This window comes from Sphingomonas sp. 28-62-20 (assembly GCF_002281505.1).
The window spans coordinates 31,274-45,067 of the sequence record NZ_NCGH01000002.1 but is presented as its reverse complement, the minus strand read 5'-3'; the positions used below and the strand labels follow the sequence as shown (position 1 = coordinate 45,067).

Here is a 13,794-nt window from a genome sequence, read left to right as displayed (position 1 = left end):
AGTGATAGCAAAATGCTATCGGCCGCTCAAGCCGCCTTCTTCAAATGCCGCCGCCCCAGCAATTCCGCGATCTGCACCGCATTTAGCGCCGCGCCTTTACGGAGGTTATCACTGACGCACCACAGCACCAAGCCATTGTCGACGGTCGGGTCCTCGCGCACGCGGCTGACAAAGGTCGCATAATCGCCGACGCATTCGATCGGGGTCACGTACCCGCCATCCTCGCGCTTATCGACCAGCATTACGCCGGGGGCTTCGCGCAGCAGACTCTGCGCCTTCTTGGCCGAAATCTCGCGCTCAAACTCGATCGTGATCGCTTCGCTATGGCCGACAAACACCGGCACGCGCACGCAGGTCGCCGTGACCTTGATCTTCGGGTCGAGAATCTTCTTGGTTTCGACCACCATTTTCCACTCTTCAGACGTTGATCCGTCGTCGTGGAAATCGCCGATATGCGGGATCACGTTGAACGCGATCTGCTTGGTGAACTTGTGCGCCTCCGCACTGTCGCCAACAAAGATGTTGCGGCTCTGCTCGAACAGCTCGTCCATCCCCATTTTGCCGGCGCCCGACACCGATTGATAGGTCGACACGACGACGCGCTTGATCGTTGCATAATCATGCAGCGGCTTCAGGGCGACGACCATCTGCGCGGTCGAGCAATTGGGGTTGGCGATGATATTCTTGCGCCGGTACCCATCAATATCCTGCGGATTCACCTCTGGCACGATCAGCGGCACATCGGGATCCATCCGGTAGAGCGATGCATTGTCGATGACGGTACACCCGGCCGCGGCAAAGCGTGGTGCGTGCAGCCGCGAGCCTTCGGAGCCGATCGCGAACAACGCCATATCCCAGCCGGTGGGATCAAAATGTTCGAGATTCTGGACCTTGAGCATCCGGCCGCTATCGCCGAAATCAATCTCAATGCCCTGGCTGCGTGACGAGGCGACCGCAGCAACATCGGCCAGCGGGAATTCGCGTTCGGCCAAGATGTTGAGCATTTCACGCCCGACATTGCCTGTCGCGCCGACAACGACAATCCGATATCCCATAATATGCTCCACATGGACTTCACGCGGTCGCATACGCTTCCCGCTGTGTTTGTCCAGCCAGTCAGGCGACTATTGGCGCATGTTCTTGTATCGTTACGGGCAAATCCCCCCGGCGGCGCAGCAGGGGCTGCCAGCGAACATAGGCAAGGCTGCGCCACAGCCATTCAAGTGGTCCGGCCACGAACACCCGCATATAAATGTTTGCGAAAATGAGCTGGCCGATCACGATCGCGGCGGCAATGGCGGACAGCTCTGCCCAACCGAACCTGCCGTACAAGCCCAGGCCGAAGGGCGCGAACAGGACATAAAGCGCCAGGAACTGCTGCATGAAGTAGAGGGAGAAGGCCATCCGCCCCGCTGCCTTGAACGGTGCCAGGATCGCGGTCCCGATCGCTGTTTTCACCGCCAGGTTCACCAGCGCGATATGCCCCAGCGTCATCGCCAGCCGACCAAACTCTTCGGTCATCCAGATCGTCTTGGGGATGGGCGCAAAGGCGAAAATCTCGGTTACCCCGATCACCCGGATCGTCGTGCCGATACCATAGCTGAGCAGCATCATGCCGAGATAGAAAGCGGTGCTGCGCCCCCCCTGCATTATCTGCCATTTCCACAGCGCCACGCCGATCAACATCGCGCAAAAGGCCTCAATGACAAAGGCGACTGTGAAGCCCTTGCCCTGCAATCCAAACCATTCCGACCACATTAGCGAGGCATAGGCGATAAAGCTCGCGCCGGGACGACGTGCCGCATCTTCCTCTTGTGCGGCCTTTTTTTGCGCGTCATTGCCCCGGATGGACTCAAGCTTTGTCTGCCATGTCTTAAGCGTTTCGCGATCCGGGACAGATAGCGGCTGGCCAGCGTGCTGGCGCGCCTGCGCCCTTTCGACCTTGGCGATCATTGCCGTCCGATCAAGATACTCCCCGGCTCCCATCGCCACCGTTGCCAGGGCAAAGCTCATACCGATCACCACCAGCCAATGCGCCGCCAGCTTCCGAAACGGAAAAAGAAATAAGGCGGCAAGCGCATAGATGTGGAGAATGTCTCCGACCCATAACAAACAGAAAACGTCGAACAGCCCAAAAGCCAGCAGCCACAAGTTCCGGCGATAATAAAGATCCGCTATAGCGACGGGCCCATCAGGAAGCATCGCCTTGGTCGTCAGCACCATCATCCCGGCACCAAAGAGCATTTCGAGCAAGCCGCGCTGCGTCCCTTCGGCAAGCACCTCGATGACCGCCCAGGTCCAGCGATCGGCCAATGTCCAGCCAATGGCGCGGATATTTTCCTGCACCAGGATACTGTTCTGTCCCATATATGGGATGTTCATGAAAAAAATGCCGAGAATGGCAATGCCGCGCAGAATATCCAGCACGTCGATCCGCGCTCTGCCGGTCACCGGTGCCAAAGCTGGTGTCGTCATGGTCAAACATCCCCCGGATCAAGAAGCGCTAATCACTGACGCAGGGGCGGTCAATCAAGGCCGCCTCTGCCGATCAGTCATTTCTTTGCCGGCAGGCGCCGATCAAGGAAATCGAGGATCGTCGTCCACAAATGCTCGCTGATGCCCGGGCCGCCGACCCGATGCGTCTGGCCCGGATAGAACATCATTTCGAATGGCCGCGCGCTGCGTTGCATGGCGGCGGCGAAGGCGGTCGAGTTGTCGAACACCACATTGTCGTCCGACATCCCGTGGATCAGCAATAGGGGATCACTGATCTTGGCCGCATCGGCCAGCGCATTCGATACGGCATAGCTCGCCGGGTCCTTGTGCGGATCGCCGAGATACCGTTCGGTATAATGGGTGTCGTACAATTCCCACTTAGTTACCGGTGCGCCCGAAATGCCGGCGGCATAGACGCCCGGATTCGCCTCCAGCATCTTGATCGTCATATAGCCGCCATAGGACCAGCCATAGGTTGCGATCCGGTCTGCATCCACGAAAGGCTGGGCCTTGATGAACTTGGCACCCGCCAGTTGATCGGCAACTTCAACCGTGCCCATCGCGTGATAGATATGGTCTTCGAACGCCTTGCCGCGATTATAGGACCCGCGATTGTCGATCTGGAAATAAACATAGCCCCGATCGACCAGATATTGCGCGAGCGTGCCGTTCCAGCCCCGCGTCACCTGCTGGCCGGTGCCGGGGCCGCCATAATGTTGGAAGAAAACCGGGTATTTCTTGCCCGGCTCAATCACCGGCGTGATCATTTCCCAATAGAGCGTCGTGCCATCATCGGCCTTGATCGTGCCGAACTGGCGCGGGCGATGGCTGGCGAGATAGGGATAATAAGGGTGCCCCTCCTTCACTGGATTTTCGTTGATCCACGCCGTCCGCTTGCCGCTTCTATCGGCGAGATAGATTTGCGCTGGCTGATTGGGATTGGAACGGCTGATGATCAGGCGCGTGGCGGCGGCATCCATCGCCGCGTTATTCCACCAACCGCCCTCAGTCAGCCGTGTAATCGCCTTGGGATTGGCGAGGTCGAGCGTGTAAAGATGCTGTTCGAGCACATCGTCCTTGTTGCCCGTGAAGAATAGCCGCCGCTTTTTTTCATCGACGCCGACCAAATTGGTCACCACCCAATCGCCCTGGGTAAGGGAAGTCCATTTGCCCGCGCGATAGTGATAGAGATGGCCAAAGCCGCTGCGTTCGGATCGCCAGATCAGGCTACCATCGCGCAGGATATGGTAGCTGTCGCTCAAGTTGATCCAGCTGCGCTTGCCCGATTTTTCGGTGAACATCACGGTCGACTTGCCGGTCGTCGGGTCGACGCTGAGCATATCGAGCACGGTCTGGTCGCGATTTTCGCGCTGAACGAGCAGGGTTTTGCCATCGGGCGTCCAGTCGACGCGGGCCAGATAGATATCGGGGTTCTGACCGAGATCGACCTTCACTTGTGCCGATCCATCAGGCTTCATCACATACAGTTCGACCAGCGCATTGGGTGTGCCGGCGGCTGGATAACGCTGATCGAAAACCTTGGTCCCTTCCGCGCCAATCGCTGTACGCGTGACGATGCCAACGGGCGCATCGTCAAATTTTTGCACCGCGATCAACCGGTCGCCGGGCGACCACCAATATCCCGTGCGGCGGTCCATTTCCTCCTGGGCGACGAACTCTGCTTCGCCCCAATGTACCGTGCCCTGGCCGCTGCTTGTCAGCGCTTTTGCCGGGCCGCCGGCCAGCGGCTGAACGTAGAGATTCTGATCGCGCACAAAGCTGACAAAGCCGCCCGCCGGGCTGATTACGGGATTGAGCTCGCCTTGCTTGGTATCGGTCAGCCGCGAAACCTTGCCGTCAAGTGTCGCGATGAACAGGTCACCATCCAGCGGCACCAGGATCGATTTGCTATCCGGGGACCAATCATAAGTGACAATCCCGCGCGACCCGCCGATCCGGGCACGCTCGCGTTGCATCTTTTCTGCTTCGGACAGCTCGGCGCCCGATCCAATTTGCTTGGAATCGACCAGCATCCGCTCCTTGCCTGTCTTGGTATCAAGCGCCCAGAGATCGAAACGTTCCTTTTCTTCGGCGCGTGCACGCAGCGACGTGAGCAGGCTGCCATCGGGCGACAGTCGCAGCGCGCGCGGTTGCGGGCCCGCCAGATCGGGGCTAGCGAAGACGCGCTTTAGGGTCAGCGCGGGTGGGCTTGCCGGCGTGTCAGAAGCCATCGCGATACCCCCCATGGTGGCGAGCAGCATGCCGCCTGCAAATAGCTTCATCATTTCCCTTGTTCGCCGACCCGCCGATTGCCGCAACGATCATCTCCCAATTCCGTTCTCATAGCCCGCCGACCGCGAGCGACGCCGCCTGTATCGCGACGGCGTGCCGGAAGGTAAAGGGCGGAGTGCGGGCCGCTCTGGTCAGGCAGGAATCGGTAACGCCGTCACTGGCCGATGGGTTTGCGGCTCACGCCAAGGGAGCCGATGGCCAGCGATTATCGATCGCCATAGCCATTCGACCGGCGCGATATCAACATAGCGGACATAGAGGTTCGCCCAGATCAGCAGCGCTGCATTGATCGCCAGGGCGAGCAGCATTAGCGGCGCCCAGCTCAATTTGCCGTAAAGGGCGAGACCCCAGGGCGGGAAGATGACCCATAAGGTGATCAGCGTCTGCGCAACATAGACGGACAGGGCCGTTCGTCCTGCCGCTGCAAAGGGGCGCAACAGGCGCTGCCCAAGCGGCGACGTTACCATCACAAGGACGAGGCCGATGTGCCCGATTGTCATCAATAACCGCGCCACTTCCATGGTCGCCCAAAATGTATGCGGGCCATCATCGAACCGCGTCTGCTCCCAGGCCCCGATGGCCCGCAACGTGCCGCCGATCCCATAGCCGATCATCAGCATGCCAAGATAATAGCGCCGCGATCGTAACCCCTGGATAATGCCCATCTTGTAGAGCGCAGCGCCAATCAGCATCGTCCCGGCCGCTTCCCAGATCGACAAGATTTCAAAGAAGCTGGGGAATCGATCCCAGGACACCAGAATTTGGGCCCAAATCCAGCTAAGGCCTGTGCCGGAACGGCCCTTGTCTTCGGCGGCGACCTTGCTTTTGAATTCGGCTTCGCGCTTGGCGCTTTCGGCCTTTGCCTTGATGTGCGCCTTTAGCTTTTTGGTTTCGTCCGCAGTCAGCTTCTGGCCAGCCGATTGCTTTGCTTCAATCGCGACGGTTTGCGCACGCTTTTGCAGCCCCTGATAATAGCCGAAATAGCCCCCCATGGTCAGCTGAATCAGTGCCATGCTGAGGCCGATGGTCAGCAGCCAGCGCGGGCGCAGCCGACGAAACAGCACGGCGACCAGCGCCGCCAGACCATAGCTGTGCAAGATATCGCCAGGCCACAGCAGAATATACATATGCACCACGCCGAACAGGAACAGCACGATATTGCGCACATAATAACGACGCAGCACGGCCCAGCCACTCGCCGCTGTCGCGAACCGATCGGTCAGGATAACCATGCCAACGCCGAACAGCATTTCCAATAGGCAGCGCGCCGTGCCGTTGGCCAGAATTTCGCGGATCCACCACGCTAGCTGGTCAGCGGGTGCCCATCCGAGATGACGGATATCGTCGAACGAGGCGTTGAGTGATTGCCCCATATCGTTGATGTTCATGAAGAGAATGCCCAGGATCGCAACCCCGCGCAGAATGTCCATGATCGCAAGGCGCGGCGCACCGTCGGGCTCGGTTGTCCTGGCGATTGTTGCGTCCGTCATCCCTGCAGCCCCCAATTGACCAGTGCATTATATTACTAATACAGCGGGACAAGCAAGCGCCCACCAAAACGAAAAACGCCGCGACCGATAAAGCCGGGCACGGCGTTTCCATGATGGACAACCGGCTGCTGCCAGACAGCTTATTCGGCGGCGGTGCCGCCCTTGGCTGCGCGTGGATCGCGACGTTCCGCGATGCGCGCACGCTTGCCGCGCAGGCCGCGCAGATAATAGAGCTTGGCGCGCCGGACGACGCCCTTGCGGACGACTTCGATCGAATCAATGTTGGGCGAATAAAGCGGGAAAACGCGCTCCACGCCTTCGCCGAACGAAATCTTGCGCACGGTGAAGTTGCTGCCCATGCCCTTGTTCGACCGCGCGATGCACACGCCTTCGTAATTCTGGACGCGGGTGCGCTCGCCTTCGACGACCTTCACGCCGACCTTCAGCGTGTCGCCGGGGCGGAAATCGGGGATGGACTTGGTTTCGAGAAACTTGGCGATGTTCTCGGCTTCAATCGTCTGGATGAGATTCATCTCATTCTTCCTTCGTCTGTTCGTGCGCGCCAGAGGGAGGATTGACCCGAGCGCCGTCGTGACGCTCCCAAAGATCAGGCCTCCTTAGCCGTGTATCGGTTTCGGCCATCAGCTTTCGCCATGCCGAAATCCTCGCATGATCCCCCGATCGCAGCACTTCGGGGATCGTGCGCCCTTCCCACACCGGTGGTCGGGTATAGTGCGGATATTCGAGCAACCCCGTTTCGAAGCTCTCGTCCACGCCGCTAGAAGCCGCGCCCATTACGCCGGGCAGCAGCCGAATGCAAGCGTCGAGCAGCACCAGCGCCCCCATCTCCCCGCCCGACAGTACATAGTCGCCGATCGAGAGCTGTTCGATGGGGCGCGCATCGAAGATGCGCTCGTCAAAACCCTCGAACCGGCCGCACAGGATAATCGTGCCGGGGCCGCCGGCAAGCGAACGGACGCGGGCCTGTGTCAGCGGTGCCCCGCGCGGCGTCATCGCCAGGATCGGGCGGTCATCGGCCACGCTATCGAGCGCCGCGGCCACGACATCGGCACGCAGCACCATCCCGGCCCCACCCCCCGCCGGGGTATCATCGACGGTCCGGTGCTTGTCGGTCGCAAAGTCGCGGATGTTGACGGCATTGCATGACCACTTCGCCTCGGCGAGCGCGCGCCCTGCGATCGACTGGCCGAGTGGCCCGGGAAACATGTCGGGATAGAGGGTCAGGATCGTGGCGGCGAAAGTGTATGGCCCAGTCATTGCGTCCAGTTCTCGGTCTTTAACGCTGGCACATCGCCAAAATCAGCCTCATTGTTCGTCACGATCGTTGCCCCCAGGCTCAGCGCATGCGCCGCCAATAACCGGTCATGCAGCCGGGAGCGACTAAACCGTAAGCGTCCGAAAATGCGGGCGGCCGCCTCGTCGAACGGTAACAGCGGGATCGCGGCAATGAAGGCGTCGAGCACGTCGCTTGGTGGTGGTTTTCCACAATGCGTTCCCAGCGCCACTTCCGCAAAGCTGATAGCAGATATCGCCACTGTCCCAGCCTCACATCCCGACAAGCGATTATTGAGCACTGGATACCGCCCGACCATCGCATAAACCGCGCAATCTGCGTCGATCAGATAGTGGATCATTCCTCGCCACGCGCCTCTCTCGCCCGCCGCGCTATGGTGCTAGGCCGTTCCTCGAAATCCTCGCGTGGTGGCACCTCCAGCCAAGGGGCCTTTCCCCAGAAGCCACTGATGTCGATCTTGCGCCGGGGTGCCTCGACTGGTTCGACCCGGAATGTCATCGCGGATTCCATCACCATGCGGACCTCGATCCCTTCGGGGATGCCCATGCCCTTGGGCAGGCGCAGCGCGACCGAATTGCCTGACTTGAATGTCTTGCCCTGATATTCGTCGGCCATAGCGCACCTATGTATATACATAATGTATATACCACGCACCCGTCGCTACGTCAATCGACGGTCGCAACGTCGTTAACGTCATTCTTACCAGGCCGCCCTAACACCTTGCTCATGCTCGGGCGTACCTTGTCGCGGATCACCGCAGGATTAGTCATCCTCGCTGCTGCGTGGAGCGCGGCGCCCGCCGATGCACAATCCAGCTTTGCCGACCATACCCAGATGAGTTGGGACGGCGCCCTAACAGGCATTTTCCTGGGGCTGCTGGTCTTTTCGGTGGTCTACAACGCGGCATTTTATTCCGTGCTGCGCGAGCGGTTTCTGGTTTGGCAGAGCTTGCGTGCGCTGATCTATTTCGCGCTGACCGTCGGGTTGTCACCGCTCGATATGGGCTCCGCGCTGGGCACCGACAGTGTCGCGCGGCAAGTTTACATCTGCATTTTGTTCGATCTATCGATCGCTGTCACTGGTCCGTTTATCCGGACCTATATCGAACCCGGCATGCTGTCGGCACGACTATACAAAATGCTGGCCTGGACCGGCCCGCTCATCATGCTCACCACGCCGGCGATGTTGCTGCAATGGCCGCTCTATATGGCGCTGCGCAATGCCGTGCTTTTGGGGACGCTGGGGCTGATGGGTTTCACCCTGACCCAGGCGTGGCGCCGCGGCAGCCGGACGGCACGTTTTCAGGCTGCGGCATGGACAGCCGTAATGGCGGTTTATGGGATAAGCTTGTTTCACGATATCGTCCTTGGCACGCCCTTTCCAATCTTCCTGTTCGCGTTGTTCTGCGCGCTGGGGTTGGAGGTGATGTTGACCGCGCTGGGCATTGCTGATCGCTTTTTGCGGCTGAAGCGCCAACATGACGAGGCGCGCGCAACGGCGAGTGCGCTGCATGTCATCGCCCATAAAGATCCACTTACCGGCCTCAACAATCGACGCGCTATTGAGCGGACATTTGCCGACCGGCGGCCTTATGCCATCGCGATTGTCGATCTCGATTTCTTCAAGGCGGTGAACGACCATCATGGCCATGATGTGGGCGACCGGGTGATCCAGGCGGCCGGCGCGGCGCTTGCCTCGGGCAATGCAGAGGTTGGGCGGATTGGCGGCGAAGAATTCGTGCTGCTGCTCTATGGCAACGCTCAAGAGGTGCAGGACCAAGCCGAACGCCTGCGGCAACGCATCACGCGATATGCGGCCGATCGGGTGCCTGAACTGATCCGACCAGTCACGGCGAGTGTTGGCCTTGTTCTGGTCGGCGAGTCCAGCTTTGGCGTTGCGATGAAGATCGCCGATATCAATCTCTACACGGCAAAGGGCGCGGGCCGAAACCGCCTTGTCATGCCCGCCCCGACCGTCCTCGTCGCTGCAAGGCCGCAGCGCGCAGTCTGATCAGCTACCGCACCCGCCGCAACCACCACCGCCACAGCCCCCTCCGCTGCTGCCGTCGCTCGACCCGCTGTCACTCGCAACCCCGGCGTCTCCGCCGCTCGCCGCGCGCATCCGGTGAAAGTCGGACAGCGCTGAACCTGCCAGCACCGTTGTGCCGAACAGCGCCACCGCGAGCGCCGCCTCACCCGCAGCGGGGGCCCGGCGCAGGCGCTCGAAGCGCTCCCTTGCCGTTGACAGCGCCGCCAGGCCGCCCTTCGTTCGGCGATCAACCGCCAGCAGCCGGATCAGCGCAACGACCAACGTCACGACCAGCAAGGCGGCCAGAAACCCGACCGGCTTGTCGCGCGCTACGCCGATTTGCCACTTGATCGCGCCAAAGCCGATCAGCAGCAGAAAGGGCGCCGCCTGCCATAAGCGCAGCGGCATCATGCCCGCCTTGTCGATCATCAGGCCGGATCGGATCAGCTTCTGCTCGATTGCCGCGGCCGGTGACCGCGCCGCGCGCGCTACCGCCGCCCAAGAGGCGGGCGAAGGTAGCGCCAATATCGCCCGTCCCGCCGGGCGTGCATCGCTGGGTTGCGCGACGATCCTCAATCTATTGCTGCCCTCCATCATCAGCGCCTTTGCCTCTAACAGGCTTGCAACCAGGCTTTCCGCCATGCGCGCCCTGCCCCCGGTCAGATAGGCGAGCGCATCAGGGTCGCTTTCGGGGATTGCACGGCCCTCAGGTCGCATTACGCGAGCGAGGACCAAGCTGGCGGTGATCGCCACTACGAACAGGGCGCCATAGAGCGCCAGAAATGCCCCACCGGGAAGATCGAATACGCCAAATCCGGTCACAAATTCCATGACTTCAGCTCCTCCACCAAAACAGGATCGCAGCGGTCAATCCGGCAAGTGCGAACAGCGACCACCGGCGCAGCGACGTCCTGGAAATGATTAGATAGTCGCGTGGGGTGACCCGCCACGCCTTCGGGTCCTCAACCAGCCGCCGCTGCGCACCGGGCCAGATATCGGCCGGGGGCAAGCCGAAGACCGCTTCATAGGCCTTCAGCGTGGCAGCGTACTGATCGAAAAATCGATGGCGCTCGGCATCACCGCCCGCAGTTGGGCCATGATGGAGCGCGCAGCCCAGGACATCAGGGCAAAAACGCGCCCAATAGTCACGGGTATAGGTAAGGTGCAGGTGCCATGCCTGATCGACGGCGTCGGAGGGGGTAACTTCCTGCCCCGCTGTGACTGCTAAAAAGCAGAAGCGACGATATTCCTCAATGACGCGGTTGGCGTAAGCAACCGTCCAGCCATTCTCACGCGCAAGCCGTTGAGCAAAGCCAAAGGCCGCGTCTGCAGGGCCGATCGAATAACAGGAAATTTTGGACCAAAGCGGGTGATCCAAGGGAGGCGCCGAAGGAACGGACAACTCATGCATCTAAACTCCCACTAACATAGTGGGAGTTAAAGCGCAAGGGGGCGTTAGCCTATATAGCTTGCCGTCATGATCAGCCGGGCGTCATCCCATTCGGGTACCGCCTCCACCCGCATCGGCACCATGAAACGCTTCTTGTCCGGGCGTTCAATTTCCAGCACGTCGCCAGCACCGAAATTGTCGATCGCCACGACGATCCCCACGGCGTCGCCCGTATCGGTCATCACCGGCAGCCCCAGGATATCGGCGTGATAATATTCGCCCTCCGCCAAGGGCGGCAGCGTCGAACGGGGAACGGTGAGTTCGGTGCCGCGCATCGCCTCTGCCGCGTTGCGATCAACAATTTCGGCAAAACGCGCGATCGTGCCATTGCTGCCGACGCGCGCGGATTTCAGCGTGAAAGCGCCTTGGTTGAAACTCTTGTACGGCTTCAGGTCCTCAGCGAAGACCTTCAGCCGCACCTCCCCCGCCACCCCATGCGCGCCGATCACGACGGCCAGGGTAACGGGGCGATCCGTGGGCATTATGCCTCAGCAGGCTTTTCTTCGGTTTCGGCGGCTGCAGGTGCCGCTTCCTCGGCGACCGCTTCTTCAGCGGCTGGCTCTTCGGCGACAACCTCGGGCTCGGGCTCAGGCGCGGGAGCGGCGGCTGCCTCGGCAGCGGCTTCCTCGGCTGCCTTCAGCTTCTCGGCACGCTCTTCAGCGCGTTCGGTGGCCTTTTCGCCGGGCTTGCCCTTGTTGGGGTTGCTGCGGGCCGGACGTTCCTTGACACCCAGTACGTCAAGGAAACGCGCGACGCGATCAGTCGGCTGCGCGCCGACGCTCAGCCAATGCTTGGCGCGGTCGGTGTCGAGCTTGATGCGCTCTGGGCTGTCCTTGGCGAGCAGCGGGTTATAGGTGCCGATCTTCTCAATGAAGCGGCCATCGCGCGGGGACCGGGCATCAGCAACGACAACGCGGTAATAAGGACGCTTCTTGGAGCCGCCACGCGACAAACGAATGCTCAGTGCCATAATCTAGTTCTCTCTTCTTTCTGATCAGATAATTGCTGGCCGAAGCCGTTATTTCTTCTTGTTGATGAAATTTTCGAAACCCGGCGGCAGTTTCGGCATGCCGCCCATGGGCCCATTCAGGGGATTACCGCCGCCCAGGCCGGGCAGGCCACCGCCCGCCTTGCCCATCATGTCGCCAAGCTCGGGGCCACCGATGGCATTGCCGAGGCCACCTAGGCCGCCGCCCATACCGCCCTTGCCGAGCATCGCCATCATGCCCTTCATGCCGCCCATCTTCTTGATCTTCTTCATGGCGGTCGACATTTCCTGATGCATCTTCAGCAGCTTGTTCACGTCCTGCACGGTCGTGCCACTACCCTTGGCAATGCGGATCTTGCGCTTGGCGGAGAGGATTTCAGGTTTGGAGCGCTCCTTCTGCGTCATCGACGTGATCATCGCGTCCATCCGCAGTAGCAGCCGCTCATCAGCGGCACCCGAAGCAACGGCGGCTTGCGCCTTCTTCATGCCGGGGATCATCCCCGCCAGCGCGCCGAGCCCGCCCATCCGCCGCATCTGCGCCAGTTGCGCGCGCAGATCGTCCATATCGAACTGGCCCTTGGCCATCTTGGCGGCCATCCGCTCGGCATCTTCGACCTGGATCGATTCCGCCGCGCGCTCGACGAGGCTGACGACATCGCCCATCCCCAGGATGCGCCCGGCAACCCGGCCGGGATGAAACGCCTCGATCGCGTCCATCTTTTCGCCGGTACCGGCAAACTTGATCGGCTTGCCCGTAACGGCGCGCATCGACAGCGCCGCACCGCCGCGCGCATCGCCATCCATCCGGGTCAGCACCACGCCGGTCAGCGGCACCTGCTCGCTGAAATTCTGCGCGACGTTGACCGCGTCCTGGCCGGTCAGTGCATCGACGACGAGCAGGATTTCATTCGGCGTCGCAATGTCGGCGATCGCCTTCATCTCGTCCATCAACGCCTGGTCGACATGCAACCGGCCCGCCGTGTCGAGCATCAGCACGTCATAGCCCTGCAGCTTCGCCGCTTGCAGTGCCCGCCTTGCAATCTCGACAGGGCGCTGGCCCGCCACGATTGGCAAGGTCGCCACTTCAGCCTGGGTACCAAGCGTCGCCAGCTGCTCCTGCGCAGCGGGGCGATTGACGTCGAGCGACGCCATCAGCACCTTCTTGCCGTCGCGCTTGGTCAGTCGCTTGGCGATCTTGGCGGTCGTGGTCGTCTTGCCTGAGCCCTGCAGACCGACCATCATAATGATCGCCGGCGGGGTCACGTCGAGCGCGAGTTCGCTCTCGTCTGCACCCAGCATCTCGGTCAGCGCATCGTTGACGATCTTGACGACCATCTGCCCCGGCGTCACCGAGCGCAGCACATTCTGGCCGACGGCCTGTTCGGTTACCTTATCAACGAAATCGCGCGCCACCGGCAGCGCGACATCGGCCTCAAGCAGCGCCACGCGCACTTCGCGCATCGCCGCGCGCACGTCCGCCTCGGTCAGCGCACCGCGCCCCCGTAGCCGATCGAACACACCGCCAAGCCGTTCGCTGAGACTGTCGAACATCGTTAGACTCCGTTACTGATCACCCCCCCGCCGGAAACGCAAAAGAAGCTGGCGGACGAAACCTCGTCGGCCAGCTTAGCCCTTGGGCATGCTCTATTTGCGTCCTGGAAGGATGCGATCGAACGCGCCTCTAGCTCAACCGTCATAGTTTCGCAACCATGCGGTTTAAGATCATCTACACGAC

At 61.0% G+C, this 13,794-nt stretch carries 14 protein-coding genes; 1 reads left to right on the top strand and 13 read right to left on the bottom strand.

The genetic code is table 11. The features are described from left to right. Nucleotides 1-26: 26 nt before the first annotated feature. The 8 genes from B7Y43_RS01525 to B7Y43_RS01490 form a co-directional block, all read right to left on the bottom strand. Nucleotides 27-1,055, bottom strand: coding sequence for an aspartate-semialdehyde dehydrogenase (locus B7Y43_RS01525; RefSeq protein ID WP_374129853.1), 1,029 nt, complete (start codon nt 1,053-1,055; stop codon nt 27-29). Nucleotides 1,056-1,116: 61 nt separating this feature from the next. After that, the gene (locus B7Y43_RS01520; protein WP_374129852.1) at nt 1,117-2,475 is read right to left on the bottom strand and encodes a DUF418 domain-containing protein; all 1,359 of its coding nucleotides are present in this window, start codon (nt 2,473-2,475) and stop codon (nt 1,117-1,119) included. Nucleotides 2,476-2,552: 77 nt separating this feature from the next. Beyond that, on the bottom strand, nt 2,553-4,757 hold the full coding sequence (locus B7Y43_RS01515) for a DPP IV N-terminal domain-containing protein (RefSeq protein WP_374130176.1): 2,205 nt from the start codon (nt 4,755-4,757) through the stop codon (nt 2,553-2,555). A 162-nt stretch (nt 4,758-4,919) separates the two neighbouring features. Then, nucleotides 4,920-6,278 (bottom strand): DUF418 domain-containing protein, encoded by a 1,359-nt coding sequence (locus B7Y43_RS01510; protein ID WP_374129851.1) that lies wholly within the window; start codon nt 6,276-6,278, stop codon nt 4,920-4,922. Between the two features lie 140 nt (nt 6,279-6,418). Then, on the bottom strand, nt 6,419-6,811 hold the full coding sequence (gene rplS / locus B7Y43_RS01505) for a 50S ribosomal protein L19 (protein ID WP_374129850.1): 393 nt from the start codon (nt 6,809-6,811) through the stop codon (nt 6,419-6,421). Nucleotide 6,812: 1 nt separating this feature from the next. Beyond that, nucleotides 6,813-7,556 carry a tRNA (guanine(37)-N(1))-methyltransferase gene (gene trmD / locus B7Y43_RS01500; protein WP_374129849.1) on the bottom strand — a complete coding sequence of 248 codons (744 nt, stop codon included), beginning with the start codon at nt 7,554-7,556 and terminating at the stop codon, nt 6,813-6,815. Beyond that, nucleotides 7,553-7,933 (bottom strand): type II toxin-antitoxin system VapC family toxin, encoded by a 381-nt coding sequence (locus B7Y43_RS01495; protein WP_374129848.1) that lies wholly within the window; start codon nt 7,931-7,933, stop codon nt 7,553-7,555. The genes trmD and B7Y43_RS01495 overlap by 4 nt, the downstream gene beginning before the upstream one ends. Then, a complete protein-coding gene (locus B7Y43_RS01490) occupies nt 7,930-8,208 on the bottom strand; it encodes an AbrB/MazE/SpoVT family DNA-binding domain-containing protein (protein ID WP_374129847.1) in 279 nt (92 codons plus the stop codon). The genes B7Y43_RS01495 and B7Y43_RS01490 overlap by 4 nt, the downstream gene beginning before the upstream one ends. 111 nt (nt 8,209-8,319) lie before the next feature. Between B7Y43_RS01490 and B7Y43_RS01485 the strand changes: the two genes are divergently transcribed. After that, nucleotides 8,320-9,603: a diguanylate cyclase gene (locus B7Y43_RS01485; protein ID WP_374129846.1), complete on the top strand. Its 1,284-nt coding sequence runs from the start codon at nt 8,320-8,322 to the stop codon at nt 9,601-9,603. On the opposite strand, the gene B7Y43_RS01480 is transcribed toward B7Y43_RS01485, so the two are convergent. The 5 genes from B7Y43_RS01480 to ffh form a co-directional block, all read right to left on the bottom strand. Further along, on the bottom strand, nt 9,604-10,452 hold the full coding sequence (locus B7Y43_RS01480) for a TIGR04222 domain-containing membrane protein (protein WP_374129845.1): 849 nt from the start codon (nt 10,450-10,452) through the stop codon (nt 9,604-9,606). It abuts the gene before it with no gap. A gap of 4 nt (nt 10,453-10,456) precedes the next feature. Then, nucleotides 10,457-10,999, bottom strand: a complete 543-nt coding sequence (locus tag B7Y43_RS01475; RefSeq protein WP_374129844.1) for a hypothetical protein — start codon at nt 10,997-10,999, stop codon at nt 10,457-10,459. Between the two features lie 77 nt (nt 11,000-11,076). Further along, nucleotides 11,077-11,553, bottom strand: coding sequence for a ribosome maturation factor RimM (gene rimM, locus B7Y43_RS01470; protein WP_374129843.1), 477 nt, complete (start codon nt 11,551-11,553; stop codon nt 11,077-11,079). Further along, nucleotides 11,553-12,041 (bottom strand): 30S ribosomal protein S16, encoded by a 489-nt coding sequence (gene rpsP / locus B7Y43_RS01465; RefSeq protein ID WP_374129842.1) that lies wholly within the window; start codon nt 12,039-12,041, stop codon nt 11,553-11,555. Before rpsP ends, rimM begins: the two co-directional genes overlap by 1 nt. A gap of 48 nt (nt 12,042-12,089) precedes the next feature. After that, complete coding sequence (ffh, locus tag B7Y43_RS01460; protein WP_374129841.1) at nt 12,090-13,610, bottom strand: signal recognition particle protein; 1,521 nt, start codon at nt 13,608-13,610, stop codon at nt 12,090-12,092. Between the last annotated feature and the right edge of the window lie 184 nt (nt 13,611-13,794).

Excerpts from the sequence above, each read along its gene's own strand:
- B7Y43_RS01525 (WP_374129853.1), bottom strand. The coding sequence starts at position 1,055 with ATGGGATATCGGATTGTCGTTGTCGGCGCGACAGGCAATGTCGGGCGT.
- B7Y43_RS01485 (WP_374129846.1), top strand. The coding sequence starts at position 8,320 with ATGCTCGGGCGTACCTTGTCGCGGATCACCGCAGGATTAGTCATCCTC.
- rimM (WP_374129843.1), bottom strand. The coding sequence starts at position 11,553 with ATGCCCACGGATCGCCCCGTTACCCTGGCCGTCGTGATCGGCGCGCAT.
- ffh (WP_374129841.1), bottom strand. The coding sequence starts at position 13,610 with ATGTTCGACAGTCTCAGCGAACGGCTTGGCGGTGTGTTCGATCGGCTA.
- B7Y43_RS01520 (WP_374129852.1), bottom strand. The coding sequence starts at position 2,475 with ATGACGACACCAGCTTTGGCACCGGTGACCGGCAGAGCGCGGATCGAC.
- B7Y43_RS01515 (WP_374130176.1), bottom strand. The coding sequence starts at position 4,757 with ATGCTGCTCGCCACCATGGGGGGTATCGCGATGGCTTCTGACACGCCG.
- B7Y43_RS01510 (WP_374129851.1), bottom strand. The coding sequence starts at position 6,278 with ATGACGGACGCAACAATCGCCAGGACAACCGAGCCCGACGGTGCGCCG.
- rpsP (WP_374129842.1), bottom strand. The coding sequence starts at position 12,041 with ATGGCACTGAGCATTCGTTTGTCGCGTGGCGGCTCCAAGAAGCGTCCT.
- B7Y43_RS01495 (WP_374129848.1), bottom strand. The coding sequence starts at position 7,933 with ATGATCCACTATCTGATCGACGCAGATTGCGCGGTTTATGCGATGGTC.
- rplS (WP_374129850.1), bottom strand. The coding sequence starts at position 6,811 with ATGAATCTCATCCAGACGATTGAAGCCGAGAACATCGCCAAGTTTCTC.
- B7Y43_RS01480 (WP_374129845.1), bottom strand. The coding sequence starts at position 10,452 with ATGGAATTTGTGACCGGATTTGGCGTATTCGATCTTCCCGGTGGGGCA.
- B7Y43_RS01490 (WP_374129847.1), bottom strand. The coding sequence starts at position 8,208 with ATGGCCGACGAATATCAGGGCAAGACATTCAAGTCAGGCAATTCGGTC.
- trmD (WP_374129849.1), bottom strand. The coding sequence starts at position 7,556 with ATGACTGGGCCATACACTTTCGCCGCCACGATCCTGACCCTCTATCCC.